This window comes from Demequina rhizosphaerae (assembly GCF_000971255.1).
Taxonomy (GTDB): Bacteria; Actinomycetota; Actinomycetes; order Actinomycetales; family Demequinaceae; genus Demequina; species Demequina rhizosphaerae.
The window spans coordinates 366,438-380,699 of record NZ_BBMC01000004.1; the positions used below are offsets into that span (position 1 = coordinate 366,438).

Annotated in this window: 19 protein-coding genes; 15 read left to right on the forward strand and 4 right to left on the reverse strand. The window is 71.0% G+C overall.

Annotated elements, in window-relative coordinates; all coding sequences use genetic code 11:
* The first annotated feature begins 60 nt into the window (after window positions 1-60).
* The 6 genes from AOM07_RS07870 to AOM07_RS07895 all read left to right on the forward strand — a co-directional run bounded on the left by AOM07_RS07870 (window position 61) and on the right by AOM07_RS07895 (window position 5,940).
* On the forward strand, window positions 61-1,017 hold the full coding sequence (locus tag AOM07_RS07870; protein WP_062312518.1) for an alpha/beta fold hydrolase: 957 nt from the start codon (window positions 61-63) through the stop codon (window positions 1,015-1,017).
* Between the two features lie 196 nt (window positions 1,018-1,213).
* Entirely contained in the window at window positions 1,214-3,025 is a 1,812-nt protein-coding gene (locus AOM07_RS07875; protein WP_062312520.1) for an AMP-dependent synthetase/ligase, read from the forward strand.
* A 114-nt stretch (window positions 3,026-3,139) separates the two neighbouring features.
* Window positions 3,140-4,108: an ATP-binding cassette domain-containing protein gene (locus tag AOM07_RS07880; RefSeq protein WP_062312522.1), complete on the forward strand. Its 969-nt coding sequence runs from the start codon at window positions 3,140-3,142 to the stop codon at window positions 4,106-4,108.
* Window positions 4,105-4,953: an ABC transporter permease gene (locus AOM07_RS07885; protein ID WP_062312524.1), complete on the forward strand. Its 849-nt coding sequence runs from the start codon at window positions 4,105-4,107 to the stop codon at window positions 4,951-4,953. Before AOM07_RS07880 ends, AOM07_RS07885 begins: the two co-directional genes overlap by 4 nt.
* 87 nt (window positions 4,954-5,040) lie before the next feature.
* Entirely contained in the window at window positions 5,041-5,430 is a 390-nt protein-coding gene (locus AOM07_RS07890; RefSeq protein WP_156165253.1) for a hypothetical protein, read from the forward strand.
* A gap of 288 nt (window positions 5,431-5,718) precedes the next feature.
* Window positions 5,719-5,940 carry a hypothetical protein gene (locus tag AOM07_RS07895; protein WP_062312529.1) on the forward strand — a complete coding sequence of 74 codons (222 nt, stop codon included), beginning with the start codon at window positions 5,719-5,721 and terminating at the stop codon, window positions 5,938-5,940.
* 16 nt (window positions 5,941-5,956) lie between these two features.
* Here the strand turns inward: AOM07_RS07895 and AOM07_RS14700 are convergent, their stop codons facing one another.
* The 4 genes from AOM07_RS14700 to AOM07_RS07915 are packed head-to-tail and all read right to left on the reverse strand — an operon-like array spanning window position 5,957 to window position 8,505.
* A complete protein-coding gene (locus AOM07_RS14700) occupies window positions 5,957-6,523 on the reverse strand; it encodes a dihydrofolate reductase family protein (RefSeq protein WP_062312531.1) in 567 nt (188 codons plus the stop codon).
* Window positions 6,524-6,567: 44 nt separating this feature from the next.
* Window positions 6,568-7,086: a hypothetical protein gene (locus tag AOM07_RS14705; RefSeq protein WP_062312533.1), complete on the reverse strand. Its 519-nt coding sequence runs from the start codon at window positions 7,084-7,086 to the stop codon at window positions 6,568-6,570.
* Window positions 7,087-7,119: 33 nt separating this feature from the next.
* Window positions 7,120-7,566 (reverse strand): very short patch repair endonuclease, encoded by a 447-nt coding sequence (locus tag AOM07_RS07910; RefSeq protein WP_228374408.1) that lies wholly within the window; start codon window positions 7,564-7,566, stop codon window positions 7,120-7,122.
* Window positions 7,567-7,611: 45 nt separating this feature from the next.
* The gene (locus tag AOM07_RS07915; protein ID WP_062312537.1) at window positions 7,612-8,505 is read right to left on the reverse strand and encodes an HNH endonuclease; all 894 of its coding nucleotides are present in this window, start codon (window positions 8,503-8,505) and stop codon (window positions 7,612-7,614) included.
* A gap of 107 nt (window positions 8,506-8,612) precedes the next feature.
* Here AOM07_RS07915 and AOM07_RS07920 point away from each other — a divergent pair, with 107 nt between their 5' ends.
* The 9 genes from AOM07_RS07920 (at window position 8,613) to trxB (ending at window position 14,242) form a co-directional block, all read left to right on the forward strand.
* A complete protein-coding gene (locus AOM07_RS07920; RefSeq protein ID WP_062312539.1) occupies window positions 8,613-9,260 on the forward strand; it encodes an NADPH-dependent F420 reductase in 648 nt (215 codons plus the stop codon).
* A gap of 45 nt (window positions 9,261-9,305) precedes the next feature.
* Window positions 9,306-9,866: a hypothetical protein gene (locus AOM07_RS07925; protein ID WP_062312541.1), complete on the forward strand. Its 561-nt coding sequence runs from the start codon at window positions 9,306-9,308 to the stop codon at window positions 9,864-9,866.
* Between the two features lie 52 nt (window positions 9,867-9,918).
* Window positions 9,919-10,515: a hypothetical protein gene (locus AOM07_RS07930; RefSeq protein ID WP_062312543.1), complete on the forward strand. Its 597-nt coding sequence runs from the start codon at window positions 9,919-9,921 to the stop codon at window positions 10,513-10,515.
* A gap of 46 nt (window positions 10,516-10,561) precedes the next feature.
* Window positions 10,562-11,113, forward strand: coding sequence for a hypothetical protein (locus AOM07_RS07935; RefSeq protein ID WP_062312545.1), 552 nt, complete (start codon window positions 10,562-10,564; stop codon window positions 11,111-11,113).
* Between the two features lie 135 nt (window positions 11,114-11,248).
* Window positions 11,249-11,497 (forward strand): three-helix bundle dimerization domain-containing protein, encoded by a 249-nt coding sequence (locus AOM07_RS07940; RefSeq protein WP_062312547.1) that lies wholly within the window; start codon window positions 11,249-11,251, stop codon window positions 11,495-11,497.
* A gap of 76 nt (window positions 11,498-11,573) precedes the next feature.
* Complete coding sequence (locus AOM07_RS07945) at window positions 11,574-11,888, forward strand: ArsR/SmtB family transcription factor (RefSeq protein ID WP_228374409.1); 315 nt, start codon at window positions 11,574-11,576, stop codon at window positions 11,886-11,888.
* Window positions 11,885-12,937 carry a permease gene (locus AOM07_RS07950; RefSeq protein WP_062312549.1) on the forward strand — a complete coding sequence of 351 codons (1,053 nt, stop codon included), beginning with the start codon at window positions 11,885-11,887 and terminating at the stop codon, window positions 12,935-12,937. Before AOM07_RS07945 ends, AOM07_RS07950 begins: the two co-directional genes overlap by 4 nt.
* Window positions 12,938-12,951: 14 nt before the next feature.
* Window positions 12,952-13,194 carry a thioredoxin family protein gene (locus AOM07_RS07955; RefSeq protein WP_062312551.1) on the forward strand — a complete coding sequence of 81 codons (243 nt, stop codon included), beginning with the start codon at window positions 12,952-12,954 and terminating at the stop codon, window positions 13,192-13,194.
* A 76-nt stretch (window positions 13,195-13,270) separates the two neighbouring features.
* A complete protein-coding gene (trxB, locus tag AOM07_RS07960) occupies window positions 13,271-14,242 on the forward strand; it encodes a thioredoxin-disulfide reductase (protein ID WP_062312553.1) in 972 nt (323 codons plus the stop codon).
* Window positions 14,243-14,262 lie beyond the last annotated feature (20 nt).

A 14,262-nucleotide genomic window follows, 5' to 3' on the forward strand; every position in this document is an offset into this window, starting at 1 on the left:
CCGGAGCGGCCCGGGGGCATCCTGAGGGATAGCCCCCGCGTGCTCCCAAGGAGATGACCCATGACCGCCGTGGCTCCTCGCGTGTCTCGACGCGACGACGACCGCTACCGCGAGGCCGAGCGCGAGGTGTGGGCCCACCACGGCATGGAACCCGTCGAACGCTGGGTCGAGGTCCCCGAGTACGGCATCCGCGTCCGGGCGCTCGAGCACGGGCAGGGCCGTCCCGTGGTCTTCGTCCATGGCAACCCGACCGCGGGCAACGTCTTCGTGCCCCTCGTCGCGGCGCTGCCGGGGGTGCGCGCGATCGTGCTGGACCGCCCCGGCTGCGGTCTGAGCGAGGCGCTCGACTACTCCGACATGGACCCCGAGGACCTGCGCGTCGCCATCACCGCCTACCTCTCGGCCGTCATCGAGGGGCTCGTCGGCGGGCCCGCGCACCTGCTCGGCAACTCGGCCGGCGGAGGCACAGTGCTCGTGGCGGCGGCGCGTCGGCCCGACCTGGTCGACAGCGTCGTCATCGAGGGCGTGCCCGCGGTGCGCGGCATGCGCCTGCCGCGCGAGCTCCGGATGACCGCGCTCACGCCGGTCGCGCGCCTGGTCGCGGCGCACAAGGTCAACGAGGCCGACCTGCGCCGGTCGTTCCGCGCCATGGGCCACGGCGACCTCCTCGACGCGGGTGGGCCGCCCGCCGCCGAGTTCGCGTGGCGCATGGCATTGTCGCGCTACACCGACACGTACTGGCACGAGCTCTCGCTCATCCGCCGCACCGCCACGTGGCGCGGACTGCGCCCCGACTGGGTGGCCGGCAAGGACACGCTCGAGGCGCTGCGGATGCCGAGCCTGTGGATCGTCGGCGACCGCGACCCCTTCGCCCGCCCGGAGCGGGTGCGCGCATGGGCGAGTCACGCGCGCCGGTCCACGGTGCACGTGCGGGAGGGCTCGGGCCACCAGCCCTGGCTCGACGATCCGGCGGGCCACGCGGCGACGATCGAGTCGTGGTGGGGGGCGCTCGCCTGACTCTCCGCCAGGCGCGGGACGATGCGCGCGTCCCGGTCGCCGTGGCCGTCTCGGCGACCGCGTGTACCGACCCCCGAGCCGCCTCCCGAACGACCGGCCGGCGGGCGTCGCGCGGGAGCCTCGCCCACCCCGCCGGCCCACGAGGAAGGCCCATGGGCCTGCATCAACCTACGGTGGCGTAGGTTACGATTGACCCATGCAGAGCAGCATGACGTCCCCCGCCCTCGCCGCTGTCGACGACAGCCTCCACCTCACCGCGCTCCTGCGCGCGCGCACCGCGGCCGACCCGGCCGCGCCCTTCGCCGAGGTCAAGGACGAGTCCGGTGCCTGGCGCGCCGTCTCCCGCGGCGACTTCGAGCAGCGCGTGCGCGCCGTCGCGAAGGGTCTGATCGCGTCCGGCGTCGCGGCGGGCGACCGCGTGGGCGTCATGGGCGACACCAGCATCGAGTGGTCGGTCATGGACTTCGCCGTGCTCGCCGCGGGCGGCGTGACCGTCCCGATCTACCCGTCCTCCTCCGCCGCGCAGTGCGCGTGGATCGTCGAGGACGCCGGGCTCGGCTTCGTCGCCGCCGAGACGCCCGAGCAGCGCGACATGCTGTCCGCGCTCGCGCAGGCACCCACGGCGCTCGCGCTCACCGCCGAGGGCCTCGAGGCCGTCGCCGCCGCGGGCGACGCGGTCACGGAGGTCGACCTCGACGCGCGCACCGCCGACGTCGTGCTCGGCGACCTCGCCTCGATCATCTACACGTCCGGCACCACTGGCCGCCCCAAGGGCGCGATGCTCACCCACGGCAACCTCGTGGCCCACTGCGCGAACATCGAGCTCGACCCGCACTTCGGCGCCTTCGTCCAGGGCGAGACCCGCGTGCTGCTGTTCCTGCCGCTCGCGCACGTCTTCGCGCGCCTCGCGATGGTCCTCGCGCTGTCCTCCGGCGCCGTCATCGGCTACACCCCGAACCACCGGACCCTCGCCGCGGACCTCGCGTCGTTCCGGCCGACCTGGATGCCGCTGGTCCCGCGCGTCCTCGAGACGGTCTACAACCGCGCCGATGCCGCGCAGACCGGCCTCAAGAAGAAGATCTTCCGCTGGTCCGCCTGGGTCGCGCGCGAGGTGTCGAAGGCCGAGGAGTCCGGCGGCCCCGGCATCGTCCTCAAGGCCCAGTACGCGATCGCGAACGCGCTGGTGCTCAAGAAGATCCGCCACCTGCTCGGCGGTCGCCTCGAGTACGTGCTCGCGGGCGGCGCGAAGCTCACCCCGACCATCGGCCACTTCTTCCGCGGCCTGGGCGTCACCGTGATGCAGGGCTACGGCCTCACCGAGACCACCGCGGCCCACATGGGCACGCCGAGCACCGACCAGGTGATGGGGACCGTGGGCCACCCGATCGCCGGCTGCGAGATCATGCTCGCCGACGACGGCGAGATCCTCGCGCGCGGCGTCAACCTCTTCGCGGGCTACTGGAACGCCCCGGAGGCGACGGAGGCCGTCATGCGCGACGGCTGGTTCGCGACCGGGGACCTCGGCGAGATCCACGAGGGCAACCTCACCATCACGGGGCGAAAGAAGGAGATCCTCGTGCTGTCCTCGGGCAAGAACATCCAGCCCGCCATGCTCGAGGACTCGCTGCGCTCGCACCCGGCCATCCAGGACTCCGTGGTGATCGGAGACGGCCGCCACTTCGTGTCGGCGGTGGTCACGCTCGACCCGGTGCTGCTGCCCAGCTGGCTCGCGGCGCACGACCTGCCGGACATGCCCGTCGAGGAGGCCTCCCGTCACGAGCGGGTGCGCGAGCTCATCGGCCGCGCCATCGCCACGGCCAACGAGCACGTCTCCCGCGCCGAGGCGATTCGCGAGTTCCGCATCCTCCCGCGCGAGTTCACGGAGGCGCGCGAGGAGATGACCGCGTCGCTCAAGGTCCGCCGCGAGACGGTCATGGAGCACTTCGCCGACGTGATCGAGTCGATCTACGCCCCCGCCGGCGGCTCGCCGACGACGGCGCGCTCGTAGGGGCTCGCCCGGCGCGGCGCATCGTCCGCACCCCCACAAGTGGGGACCTTCCGGTGCGCGCCGCGCCGACGTAGCCTGACGGGGTCGCGCCGAGGCGCGGCAGGGGAGGCATCCATGGCCGATCTCGCCATCGAGACCGACGGCCTGGTCAAGGTCTACGGATCCACGCGCGCCCTCGACGGCATCGACCTCGCGATCCCGCGCGGGGGAGTGCACGGCTTCCTCGGACCCAACGGCGCGGGCAAGACCACCGCGATCCGCATCCTCGCGACCCTCATCCGGCCCGACGCCGGCACCGCGCGCGTGCTCGGCCGCGACGTCGTCCACCGTGCCCACGAGGTGCGCAGCCTCGTGAGTCTCACGGGACAGTTCGCGTCCGTCGACGAGGACCTCACCGGGCGCGAGAACCTGCGCCTCATCGCGAAGCTCTACGGCTACGGCGGGGCGTCCGCGACCCGTCGCGCGGACGAGCTGCTCGAGGCCTTCGGCCTGGCCGATGCGGCGGTCAAGCAGGTGAAGAACTACAGCGGGGGCATGCGGCGCCGGATGGACATCGCGGCGTCCCTGGTGGCGACGCCCGAGGTGCTCTTCCTCGACGAGCCGACGACGGGCCTGGACCCGCGCAGCCGCAACGAGGTGTGGGACATCGTGCGGACGCTCGTCGCGCACGGCACCACGGTGATGCTCACGACCCAGTACCTCGACGAGGCGGACCAGCTCGCGGACAGGATCTCCGTCATCGACCACGGCCGGATCATCGCGGAGGGCACCCCGACCGCGCTCAAGGCCTCCGTCGGCGCCGGGTCGCTGCACGTGCGCGTGATGCACCGGGACGAACGCGACGCCGCGCGCGCGATCCTCGCGCGCGAGCTCGGGGTCGAGGTGACCGAGGCCTCGGACCCGCAGGCGCTCGTGGCGGCGCTCGACGACCGCGACCGCGTCACCCGCGCAATCACCGCGCTCGAGGAGGCCCGCATCGACCTCGCGCAGCTGTCCCTCGGCCAGCCCACGCTCGACGAGGTGTTCCTCGCGCTCACCGGGCACGCCGCCGAGCCCGGCGACGATGCGGAGGAGGCCGCATGACCACCCAGACCGCTCCCCAGGCCACGGAGGCCGCGCCGCGGCCCGCGGCCATCGCATCGGCGCTCGCGAGCGGCACCCGGCCCCGCCGCCCCGGCGCGCTGTCCGAGTCGCTCACGTTCGGCTGGCGGGCGCTGCTGAAGATCAAGCACTCGCCCGAGCAGCTCCTCGACGTGACGCTGTCGCCGGTGCTCATGGTCCTGTTGTTCACCTACCTGTTCGGCGGCGCGATCGCCGGGTCCGTCGACAACTACATCGCCTATCTCGGTCCGGGCGTGCTCGTGCAGTCCGTGCTCATCATCTCGATGTACACGGGAGCGACCCTGCGCGAGGACATCGACAAGGGGGTGTTCGACCGCTTCCGCGCCCTGCCCATCTGGCGTCCGAGCGCGCTCGTGGGCATGCTCCTCGGCGACACCGTGCGCTACACGATCGCGGCCGCCGTGACCGCGGTCGCGTGCGTGATCGTCGGATGGCGGCCCGAGGGCGGCGTCGCCGGCATCGCCGCGGGCACCGTGGTGATGCTCGTCTTCGCCTTCGCGCTCAGCTGGATCTGGACGTCCATCGCGATGCTGGTGAGCTCGCAGCGCGCGCTCATGGGCATCGCGTGGATCGCGGTGATGCCGCTGGTCTTCGGCTCGAACATCTTCGTGGAGCCGAGCACGATGCCGGGCTGGCTCCAGGGCTGGGTCGACGTCAACCCGGTGTCGCACGCGGTCACGGCGGTCCGTGCGCTGATGAACGGCGCCGACGTCGGCACCGAGCTCGTGTGGGTCGCGGGCTGGTCCGCGGTGCTCGTCGCGGTCTTCGGCTCGCTCACGATGTGGCGCTACCGCGATCCGCGGTGACGCATCGTCCCTGCTGGAGGGGCGACACGCGCTCGTGCGGGACCAAAAGCGTCACGGAGTGCCCCGCGGATAGGGAATGATTCTCCGGTGACTTTGACGCAGGACATCGAGCCCCGGACGTACTTCCGCACCTTCGAGGCCGCGCTGGCGGACTTCAAGCCCCCGGCCGAGAACATCGACCAGATCATCGACGTGGTCCGTACCCTCAGCTACGAGCACGTCTACATCCCCGAGTCGCGCGCCTTCATCGCGCTCGAGCCGGCGGGCAGCACCACGCCCGTCGCGTTCATCGCCCACGGCTACATCGCCGTGCACCCGCAGGAGGGCGACAACTACTGGATCGAGCTGCCGGCCCACCAGGCCGCGGCCAAGGGCTTCGCGGCGGTGGCGAAGCAGGTCGAGGAGGCCGTCATCCCGACGTGCGCCACCTGCTTCACGAACCTTCCGTCGACCGGGACGTGCGACTACTGCGACTAGGCCTCGGCTGAACTGCGGGTGAAGGTGCGCCGATCTGGACGACGCATCCGCATTCATCGCCGATAATTGACTCGACCCCGAGGTCGGGTGCCCTCTTCATTCCAGTTCCGGGTTCCCGATCTCGGGGTCGTCCTCTTTCTCGATGGCGCTCCGTGCACAAATCGTTGAAATCGGGACCAAAGGTGTCTTGCGTGCATCGTTGAACGGTTCCTAGTCTGAGCCCCATCGTCACGCGAACCGCCATCGGGGGCGGGGCGCGGGCGACGCGCAGCTCAGAGAGGAGCCGCCATGCCGGAGGTGCTGGATCGCATCGAGGTGGGGGAGATCGCGCAGTCCGCGCTGTTCGTCTGCGAAGCGCGGGGTCATCGGTACATCGACGAGGTCCGCCTCGATTCCAAGCTCGCGCACGACGACAGGCGCTATCGCGACGGCATCCGCTGGGACCGGCGGTGGAGCGGCTACTGCGCCTGCTGCGGCCGACGCGTGCCGGTCACCCCGCTGAGCTCCTGATCCTCGGCGCGGGCCTTCAGAGCACGTCGTAGACGAGCGTGACGTGCCCGCTCGGCAGCGCGTCGATCTCCGTGGGCCTCAGCGTGCGCGAATGCCGCAGCCCGGGCGTCACGGTCCGTCCCTCCCCGATGAGCACCGGGACGATGCGCAGCCGCACCACCTCGACGAGCTCCGCCTGGAGTAGGGCGCCGGCGAGGATGAGGCTGCCCCACAGGACGATGTCGCCCTCGTAGCGCTGCTTGAGCCGGCGCACGGTGTCGCGCGGCTCGCCGACCTCGACGTGCGCCGAGGCGTAGTCGCCCCAGGGCGTGCGCCGGAGCGTGTTGGTGACGACGTGCTTGGGCGTCTCGTTGATGAAGTCGGCGAGGGGCTCCTCGTCGATGGTCTTGCCGGGCCAGTAGTGGGCGAACAGCTCGTAGGTGTTGCGTCCCAGCAGGATTGCGTCGACGTTCTCGAGCATCGCGATCTGGCCCGGGTCCGTCGCGTCGAACGGACCCGGGATGCGCATGAAGTCGAGCTCGCCGTCGGGGCCGGCGGCGAAGCCGTCGACGGTGACGATCTGCTCGACGATGAGGCGACCCATACCGCCAGAGTAGGACGCGTCGCCGCAGGTGCGCGCGGCGTTGGCTAGGGACGATGCGCGGCCTGGTTGGCGTGCCCGGTGGCGGTGCGCGTGCGCGCGACCCTGCGCAGGTCGCGCCCCACGATCACGAGGGTCGCGATCGCCGGCAGTGCGATCACGGCGTCCCACAGCTGGCCCGGCGCGCCCATGCCGATGACGGCGTCGCTCGGCTGCGCCGCGATCCACTGCGACACGGACAGGACGGCGATCCACGCGGCCATCCCGACGACGGTGACCCACGCGGCGACGTGCCACGTCGCGACCGCGCGGCGGTTGCCGGCGGAGCGCGTGCGGCGCACGAGCCATCCGAGCACGAGCGCGAGCGCGGCCGCGAGCATCACGGCGCCGAGGATCCAGTTGGCCTCCTTGGGCATAGTCCGCTCGGCCGGGATGACGCTCGAGCTCGGGTCGTCCCAGGTCCGCAGCTGCTCGGGGACGCTCGCGACGACGAGCAGCGCGCCGAGCGCGAGCGCGATGCGCACCGCGAGCGACAGCGCCCCCACGAGCCGCGTCCACTGAGCCATGGGGGCATCGTGCCTGGTGAAGCGGTCAATGCGCTAGTGGTTCGGCGTGCCGATCCGGTCGCGGCGCTCGCGCACTGTCGTGATGACGGCATCCGCGACCTCGGCCGGATCCTCGTGCTCCCAGAACCGCAGCACCAGCCAGCCGGCTGCCTCCAGGGTGCTGGTGGTCTCTGCATCGCGCTCCCGGTTCCGCTCGAGCTTGGGCAGCCAGTAGTCGCTGTGCGCCTTGGGGCTCGTGGCGTGGATCGGGCAGGAGTGCCAGAAGCAGCCGTCGATGAAGACGGCGACCTTGGTCGGACGGAAGAGCAGGTCCGCGGTGCGGCGCACGCCCTTGATGGGGGTCGCGGCGACCCGGTAGCGGAGGCCGGAAGCGTGGACGAGGCGGCGGACGGCGAGCTCGGGCTTGGCGTCGCGCTTCTTGTTGCCGCGCATCGAGCGCTCGACGCCCGGGGTCGAGGCCCATGAACCGTCGCTGGTCACATTCGGAGCATAGGCACGAGCGACGAGGCGCGTTCTGGGGCAGGTCTATGCGCCTGCGAGGAACTCCTTGAAGGTGAGGCCCAGTCGATAGGGGTCGGGGCGATCGCGGCGTGATCGCGGGACGACCGCCAGTGATTGCCCGGGGAGTCGCTGCAGCGCGTGCTCCCAGACGGGCCCGTCGGTGATCGCGAGCACGTCGCTGCGCACGTGCAGCCGCAGATCCTCGTCGATGCCCAGATGCTTGTGGTCGTACGCGCGGTGGTGGATTGAGCAGAGCGCGAGGCCGTTCTCGACCACAGGCTGTCCGTTCGGGTCCTTGTCGGCACGGATGTGCGCGGCGTCGAGAAGTGCCGCGTCGGGAAGCGCACAGATCGCGCATCGCGACCCGTACGCGGACATCACGATCGCGCGGAATCTTGGCTGGTGCAGCCGCCGCTCGACCACAGCCTGGGCCCATTCGCGTTCGATTGGCGAGGCGAACTCGTTGGCGTGCACACGCCCTTCGGTCAGTGCGATCGTGAACTCGCGCGCAGAGTCGTCCCGCGCCACGGCGGCGACCATGCCGACGGGAAGGTAGGTGTATGCCATCGGCTTGTAGAAGTAGAGGACCGGGACTCCGTCGCGCTGCGCGGTGAACAGCTTGTTGTTGGAGGCGTCGACGGCGCCATGCTTGTTGACGCAGAACGGGTACTGCCATACGCCGGGCTGCACCTCGCGGTCGGGATACCGGCCGTTCTCGACGGTGGTGATCGACAGCGTCCGCGACCAGTCCGCGGGATTGCGGATGCCGCGGCCCTGCGGGTCGATCAGCGGGAGGCGTTCGCCGTCGATCGAGTAGTTGAGCAACCAGTCGCGGTGGAGCGGCTTCGTGCCCTCGTCGCTCGCCTGCATCACGTCCTGGAAGATGCGCGCGCGGACGACCTCGCTGTCTTCGACCATCCCCGCAGCTTGCCGCAAGCCGCGGCCGGAAGCTAGCCCCGCATCGTCCCGCCGCTCCCGCATCGTCTCGACGGAATACCCTCGGGAGGAAGGGGGTTCCGGCCATCATGACCACCATCGGCATCATCGGTTCCGGTCGCATCGGCTCCAACGTCGCAGCCGCGGCGGTGCGGGCCGGCTACGACGTCGTCCTGTCCAACTCGCGCGGTCCCGCCACGCTCGCGCCGCTCGTCCACAAGCTCGGGCCCCGCGCCAGCGCCGCGCATTCCGCCGAGGCGGCCCATCGCGGCGACCTCGTGCTCGTCGCGGTGCCGCTGGGCAAGATCGACGAGATCCCCGCCGACGCGCTCGCGGGCAAGGTGGTCATGGACGCCAACAACTACTACCCGCAGCGCGACGGCCGCATCGCCGCGCTCGACGACAACAGCAAGACGACCTCGCAGCTGCTCCAGGACCTCGCGCCGGGCGCCCACATCGTCAAGGCGTTCAACAACATCTACGCGGCCGAGATCTCCGAGCACGGCAGCCCGGCCGGCACCAAGGACCGCCGCGCGCTCCCCATCGCCGGCGACGACACCGCCGCCAAGCACCTCGTCGCGTCCTTCATCGATGCCATCGGCTTCGACACGGTCGACGTCGGCACGCTCGCGGAGTCGTGGAAGGTCGAACGCGACACCCCGGCGTACACGAAGCGCACCACCCGCGAGGAGCTCGAGGCGATCCTCCCGACGGTCGAGCGCGTCCGGCAGGCCTGACGGCCCGCGCATCGGTAGAGTTCCCTCATTGCCAGGGGGGTAGCGATGATCGCGGGGCAGCAGCCGTCGGCGCATCAGGGTCAGGGTCCGTCGGATCCGCGGCTCGCGGGCGTCACGGCCCACGGTGAGGGTGCGGACGCGAGCCGCACACGGTCCTGGATCCTCGCGGTCGCCGCGGTCCTGGTGATCGCGGCCGTCGTCCTGTGGTGGAGCGCTGTGACCGGCGACGACTCGGCGGCCCGCGAGGCGGCAGCCGCGGAGGGCATCGTGGTGGTTCCCGAGCACTCGGACCGCGTCACCGTCAGCGAGAGCGAGGACGGCTTCGCGGTCGCCATCGCCCTCTCGTCGGACCCCACCCTGACCGGGTACGCCTTCAGCATCACGGCGACCGCCGCGGACGCGGCGGACGGTTGGGCGGCGATCTACTGGACGTCCGGCGTCGAGGCCCGCGAGAGCTTCGACCCGCGCCCCGCGCTCGTCCTCGACACGGGCGACCACGTGTGGCAGGTGCTCATCACGTCCCTCGACGGCAACGAGAGCACGCAGGCCGCGCACGCCGCCTTCTACGAGCTGCGCGACGCGATCGAGTTCGTGCCCGCGTCCTAGCCGGCGATCTGCGCCGCGTCGGTAGAGTTACCTCATTACCAGGGGGGTAGCGATGATCGCAGGGCAGCAGCCGTCGGCGCATCAGGACCAGGGGCCGGCGGACCCGGCGATCGGCGGCGTCACCGACGGGGGAGACGGTGTCGCGCGGCTCGACCGTCGCAACCGGATCTGGCCCGCACTTCTCGCCATGGCAGCTGTCGCAGCCTTCGCCGTGTTCGCGTGGAACGCGCTCACCGATCCGGTCGACGCCGACGCGCGTGACGCGATGGCCGCGGAGGGCATACTCATCCAGGCGGACGCGACCGACATCGTCACGGTCACCGAGCCCCCCGACGGCGGCTACCAGCTCTTCGTGTCCGAGACGGTGGGCACGGTCTCGCAGCTCTCGGGCGCCACCTACGTGATCACGCCCGCGACCGAGGACCCGTCGGGCGAGCCCGGGTGGCTGGCGTACCCGTGGCCGGGCGTCGACGCCTACGCGCACGACGGCGACAACGGCCCGCTGTTGATCGATACCGGCGATGCGCAGTGGATGGTGACGCTCGGCGGGGTCGGCATCGGCGAGATCGACGCGGACAAGCGCTGGGACGCGCTCTTCGAGGCCTGGGACGGGCTCCAGCAGGTCATCGTCTTCGTGCCGGCGCTGTAGGGACGATGCGCGGGTGGCGGCCTTGCGCCGCCGGAAGGGGGATGACGTGGAGAAGGAGTTCCCGATCGACGGGCCGCCGGTGCCGCCGCGCGTGAGGCGGGCCGACCGGCGATGGCTCGTCGTGGCCATCGCGGTGATCGCCGCGTCGGCCGTGCTGGTCGCGTGGCAGGTCGTGAGGAGCGCACAGGCCTCGGCGGCCCGCGACGCCGCCGCGCAGGAGGGCATCGAGGTCGTGCAGGACGACTGGGTCAAGGTCGAGCAGACCGGCGCCGGGTACCGCGTGTGCGTCTACACCGGCACCGGAGACTCGGGCGACTTCGAGCGATCCCGTGACATCTGCGTCATCGCGGTCTACACCTACGAGATCGTGCCCGCCACGGCGGGCGAGGCGGACGGCTGGCAGTCCTTCGACTGGCCGGACGGCTCACTCGACGCCCGCTGGGACCCCGCCGCCTCGCCCGACCCGCTCCTCGTCGTCGACGCCGGCGACCGCTCCTGGGAGGTTCGCGCGACCTCGGACCACGGCACGTCGGAGGACGAGGTCTGGCGCAACTTCGCGCTGCTGCTCGACCACGTCACCTTCGTTCCCTCGCCCTAGCAGGAGGGACGATGCGGCACCGGGTTTCGCCATTGAGTGCGCCCCGCTCGCGGTGAGAAGATGAACAGAAGGTAAACGCGACGGGCCCCGACCCGGCGGCCGGCACCCCCGCAACGGCGCGGAAGGGAGATCGCCATGACCATCACGCCTGCGAACCACTTCGACAGGGAGAAGGTCCACGAGCACGTCGATCGCGCGCTCGACGACGCCGTCACCCACCTCGCCGAGCACTTCATCGAGTTCGACCGCCAGCTGATCCAGCGACTGGTGCGCGAGTCGTACGACAAGCTCGCCGCCACCGCGGTGGTCCACCAGCACCTCGTCACCCTCGCCGAGCACCGCGCCTGGCTGCGGCTCGACGACCTGCGCACCACGCGGATGTAGCGCGCCCTGAGGCGACGCACCAGAATCGGGACCACGGTCCCGGGAATCGGCGCGCCCGCGGGGCGATGCTTCAAGGGTGATTGGTTCAAGACTTCCTGAACAGTACGTCGCCGACGCGGCGCTGCTCTCCGCCGTCGCCGACCCCATCCGCCTCCAGCTGGTCGCGCAGCTGGCCGTGCGGCCGTCCTGCGTCTGCAACCTCGTCACCGATCCCGAGATCCCCGGCAACCTGCTGAGCTACCACCTCAAGAAGCTGCGCGACGCCGGCCTCATCGAGGGCACGCGCCGCGGCCGCTGGATCGACTACGCCCTCACCGACGGCGCGCTCGACCGTCTGGCCGCGGCCCTGCCGGCACCGATCGACGCCCTCCCGCTGACGAGCGCGCGATGACCGCCGACGCTCCCACTCGGACCGGGCACCCCGGCCTCCGCCGGGGCGTGACGCTCGGGGCCGCCGCGCTCGCGTGGTGGGCGCTCTACTCCGTCAACCTCCCCTTCTGGGACTGGCTGCTCGGCGACGCGCTCGGGGTCGACCTCGACTCGCGCGCCGGGGGAGCGGTCCACTTCTTCCTCTACGACAGCGTCAAGATCCTGCTGCTGCTCACGGGCATCATCTTCGCCGTCACCGTGCTCCGCTCGTTCATGAGCGTCGAGCGCACGCGCGCGCTGCTCGGCGGCAAGCGGGAGGGCGTGGGCAACGTGCTCGCCGCGGGCCTCGGCGTCGTCACCCCGTTCTGCTCGTGCTCCGCGGTGCCCGCGTTCATCGGCTTCGTCGCCGCCGGCGTGCCCCTCGGCGTCACCATGAGCTTCCTCATCGCCAGCCCCCTGGTCAACGAGATCGCGATCGCCCTGCTGCTGGGCCTCTTCGGCATCGGTCCGACGCTCCTCTACGTCGCGGCGGGCCTCACGATCGCGATCGTCGCCGGCTGGGTCATCGGCCGCCTCAAGCTCGAGAGGTACGTCGAGCCGTTCGTCTTCGAGACCACGCTGCGCGGCAAGCCTCTCGACCCCGCCTACGGGCTCACGTGGGACGACCGCATCCGCATGGGCGTCGAGGAGGTCGGTGCGATCCTGCGCAAGATCTGGCCCTACCTGCTCGTGGGCATCGGCCTCGGCGCCGCGATCCACGGCTGGGTGCCCGCCGAGTGGTTCGCCGCGCACGCGAGCGCCGACAACCCGTTCGGCGTCCTGGTCGCCGTCGGCCTCGGCATCCCGCTGTACTCCAACGCCGCCGGCATCCTCCCGCTGGTCGACGTCCTCTTCGCCAAGGGCGTCCCCATGGGCACGCTGCTCGCCTTCATGATGGCGACCGTCGCGCTCAGCCTGCCCGAGACCATCCTGCTCAAGCGGGTCCTCAAGCCCCGCCTCATCGCGACCTTCGTCGGCATCGTCGCCCTCGGCATCATCGCCGTCGGCTACCTCTTCAACGCCATCCTCTGAGAAAGGGCACCGCCATGCACATCAAGATCCTCGGCCCCGGCTGCGCGAACTGCGCCAACCTCGAGCGCGTCACCCGCGAGGCCGTCGACGGTCTCGGCCTCTCCGCCACGGTGGAGAAGGTGACGGACTACGGCGAGATCGCGGCCTACGGCATCATGCGCACCCCCGGCCTCGTGGTCGACGACGAGGTGGTCCTCGCGGGCCTCGTGCCCACCGCCGCGCGCGTCACCGAGCTCCTCTCCGCACGCACCTCCTAGAGGGACGATGCGCGGGCCGGGTGAACATCCGGTGACCGCGCTTGCGCTCTGATTAGATGTATGTCTATATAGAGGCATGTCGAATCAGCGCCAGCTCATCATCGTCGGTTCCGGCCCTGCCGGGTACACCGCTGCCATCTATGCCGCGCGTGCGGGTTTGCATCCGTTGGTGGTCGCGGGGTCGATCACGGCCGGTGGTGCCTTGATGAACACCACCGAGGTGGAGAACTTCCCCGGCTTCGTGGAGGGCATCCAGGGTCCGGAGCTGATGGAGACGCTGCAGGCGCAGGCCGAGCGTTTCGGTGCCGAGGTGATCTTCGACGACGCCACCAGCCTGGACCTCGAGGGTCCGGTCAAGAAGGTCGTGACCGGCATGTCGGGCGAGTTCACCGCGAAGGCGGTCATCCTGGCCACGGGGTCGGCCTACCGTGAGCTGGGTCTCGAGGATGAGAAGCGCCTGTCGGGCAAGGGTGTGTCGTGGTGCGCGACGTGCGACGGGTTCTTCTTCCGCGACCAGACCGTCGTGGTGGTCGGTGGTGGCGACTCCGCGGTCGAGGAGGCCACGTTCCTGACGCGGTTCGCGTCGAAGGTGTACCTGGTGCACCGTCGTGACGAGCTGCGGGCCTCGAAGATCATGGCCGACCGGGCGATGGCGGACCCGAAGATCGAGTTCGTGTGGAACTCCGAGGTCACCGGCCTGGACGGCGACACCAAGCTCGAAGGAGTCAAGGTCCGCAACCGTGTCACCGGCGAGGACTCCACCCTGGCCGCGACGGGCCTGTTCGTCGCGATCGGGCACGAGCCCCGCTCCGAGCTGGTCAAGGACGTGATCGACCTCGACGAGGCCGGCTACGTCCTGGTCCAGGGCCGCACCACCGCGACGAACGTCGACGGCGTGTTCGCCTGCGGCGACCTGGTCGACAACCGCTACCGCCAGGCCATCACCGCCGCCGGGTCCGGCTGCGCCGCCGCCCTCGACGCCCAGCACCACCTCGACACCCTCGACGACCTCGAGGCCCAGCCGGCGTTGGCCGGCGAATCCGCATAAGGATCCCAACGGAGGGAGCC

Excerpts from the sequence above, each read along its gene's own strand:
- AOM07_RS07870 (WP_062312518.1), top strand. The coding sequence starts at position 61 with ATGACCGCCGTGGCTCCTCGCGTGTCTCGACGCGACGACGACCGCTAC.
- AOM07_RS07875 (WP_062312520.1), top strand. The coding sequence starts at position 1,214 with ATGCAGAGCAGCATGACGTCCCCCGCCCTCGCCGCTGTCGACGACAGC.
- AOM07_RS07880 (WP_062312522.1), top strand. The coding sequence starts at position 3,140 with ATGGCCGATCTCGCCATCGAGACCGACGGCCTGGTCAAGGTCTACGGA.
- AOM07_RS07885 (WP_062312524.1), top strand. The coding sequence starts at position 4,105 with ATGACCACCCAGACCGCTCCCCAGGCCACGGAGGCCGCGCCGCGGCCC.
- AOM07_RS07895 (WP_062312529.1), top strand. The coding sequence starts at position 5,719 with ATGCCGGAGGTGCTGGATCGCATCGAGGTGGGGGAGATCGCGCAGTCC.
- AOM07_RS14700 (WP_062312531.1), bottom strand. The coding sequence starts at position 6,523 with ATGGGTCGCCTCATCGTCGAGCAGATCGTCACCGTCGACGGCTTCGCC.
- AOM07_RS14705 (WP_062312533.1), bottom strand. The coding sequence starts at position 7,086 with ATGGCTCAGTGGACGCGGCTCGTGGGGGCGCTGTCGCTCGCGGTGCGC.
- AOM07_RS07915 (WP_062312537.1), bottom strand. The coding sequence starts at position 8,505 with ATGGTCGAAGACAGCGAGGTCGTCCGCGCGCGCATCTTCCAGGACGTG.
- AOM07_RS07920 (WP_062312539.1), top strand. The coding sequence starts at position 8,613 with ATGACCACCATCGGCATCATCGGTTCCGGTCGCATCGGCTCCAACGTC.
- AOM07_RS07925 (WP_062312541.1), top strand. The coding sequence starts at position 9,306 with ATGATCGCGGGGCAGCAGCCGTCGGCGCATCAGGGTCAGGGTCCGTCG.
- AOM07_RS07930 (WP_062312543.1), top strand. The coding sequence starts at position 9,919 with ATGATCGCAGGGCAGCAGCCGTCGGCGCATCAGGACCAGGGGCCGGCG.
- AOM07_RS07940 (WP_062312547.1), top strand. The coding sequence starts at position 11,249 with ATGACCATCACGCCTGCGAACCACTTCGACAGGGAGAAGGTCCACGAG.
- AOM07_RS07950 (WP_062312549.1), top strand. The coding sequence starts at position 11,885 with ATGACCGCCGACGCTCCCACTCGGACCGGGCACCCCGGCCTCCGCCGG.
- AOM07_RS07955 (WP_062312551.1), top strand. The coding sequence starts at position 12,952 with ATGCACATCAAGATCCTCGGCCCCGGCTGCGCGAACTGCGCCAACCTC.
- trxB (WP_062312553.1), top strand. The coding sequence starts at position 13,271 with ATGTCGAATCAGCGCCAGCTCATCATCGTCGGTTCCGGCCCTGCCGGG.